Source organism: Mesorhizobium sp. M1A.F.Ca.IN.020.06.1.1, assembly GCF_004023265.1.
Classification (GTDB): domain Bacteria; phylum Pseudomonadota; class Alphaproteobacteria; order Rhizobiales; family Rhizobiaceae; genus Mesorhizobium.
In genome coordinates this window covers 1-1380 of the sequence record NZ_RZSR01001257.1, presented here as the reverse complement: position 1 = coordinate 1380, position 1380 = coordinate 1, and the positions used below count along the sequence as shown (strand labels likewise).

The 1380-nt window shown below is 65.6% G+C and carries 1 protein-coding gene; it reads left to right on the top strand.

Translation table 11 applies throughout. The features are described 5' to 3' along the window. Positions 1-215: 215 nt before the first annotated feature. Positions 216-1274 (top strand): D-TA family PLP-dependent enzyme, encoded by a 1059-nt coding sequence (locus EOA60_RS33035; protein WP_095824866.1) that lies wholly within the window; start codon positions 216-218, stop codon positions 1272-1274. Positions 1275-1380: the final 106 nt, after the last annotated feature.

Sequence of the window (1380 nt, the reverse complement as noted above, 5' to 3'; positions counted from 1 at the left end):
GCTTCATGGACGTTTTCCTTCCGGCCGCTGCCTGCTGAAATCTGCCAACCCGAATATCGCAATGCCGGTCCGCTGTCGACGCACACTGACGGCTCTGGCCTCGTGACATCCGTCCCGATCAAGCCCATAACCCCAACCGGTTTTTGATCGCGCATGTCTTCATTCCCGAAACCGGTTCCCACCTTCGGGAGACATGCTTTTGAACGGTGATCTTCATGGCAAGCATAGACGATCTCGACACGCCGGCGATCCTGATCGACGCGGCCCGCGCCGAAGCCAACATCGCAAAGGCGCAGGCGCATGCCGACCGCCACGGGCTGAAGCTCCGCCCGCACATCAAGACGCACAAGCTGCCCTACTGGGCGAAGAAGCAGGTCGCGGCTGGCGCGGTCGGCATAACCTGCCAGAAGATCGGCGAGGCCGAGGTGATGGCCGATGCCGGGCTTGAGGACATTTTCCTGCCCTACAACATTCTCGGCCGCGCCAAGCTGGAGCGGCTGAAGGCACTGCATGGCCGCGTCGCGCTGTCGGTCACGGCGGACAGCCACGAAACGCTGTCAGGGCTAGCCGCGACCTTCACCGATACCGGCCACCCGCTGCCGGTGCTGGTCGAATGCGACACCGGCATGGGGCGCTGCGGCGTGCAGAGCCCGGCCGAAGCGGTTGCACTGGCGAAAGTGATCGACCAGGCCAGAGGACTAACCTTCGGCGGGCTGATGACTTATCCGGCGGCGGGCCGCGCCGCCGAAGCCGAGGCGTGGCTGCGGAACGCGCGCGAGACGCTTGCGGCGGCCGGGCTCGAATGCCGGCGCATCTCCAGCGGAGGCACGCCGGACATGTGGCGCTCGGGCGAGGACAGCGTCGTCACCGAATACCGGCCCGGCACCTACATCTATCTCGACCGCTACCAGGTCGCCAAAGGCGTCGGCACGCTCGACGATTGCGCGCTGACGGTGCTGGCCACCGTGGTCAGCCACCCGACGCCCTCCCGCGCCATCCTCGACAGCGGCAGCAAGGCTTTGTCCTCCGATACGCTAGGACTGCCGGATTTCGGCGAGCTGCTCGGCGTGCCCAGCGCGCGAGTGACTGGACTGAGCGAGGAGCACGGCAACGTCACGCTTTCAGACGGCGGCGCCCTGCGCATTGGCGAGCGCGTGCGCGTGGTTCCCGATCATTGCTGCGTGGTGACGAATTTGTTCGACCAGGTGCATCTGATCGACGGCGACAAGGTGCTGGAAACGCTGCCAGTGGCGGCGCGGGGGAAGATGGCTTGAGGATCCTGAGACGCACGCAGATGTTTTAAGTTCGTCTAGGCTGGCGGGACAGCGCCCCCCGTGTCCTGCCGGACATCTCCCCCCCACTTTGGGGGGAGATTGGCGG

Bases quoted from the DNA above. Each gene is read 5' to 3' on its own strand.
- EOA60_RS33035 (WP_095824866.1), top strand. From the start codon at position 216: ATGGCAAGCATAGACGATCTCGACACGCCGGCGATCCTGATCGACGCG.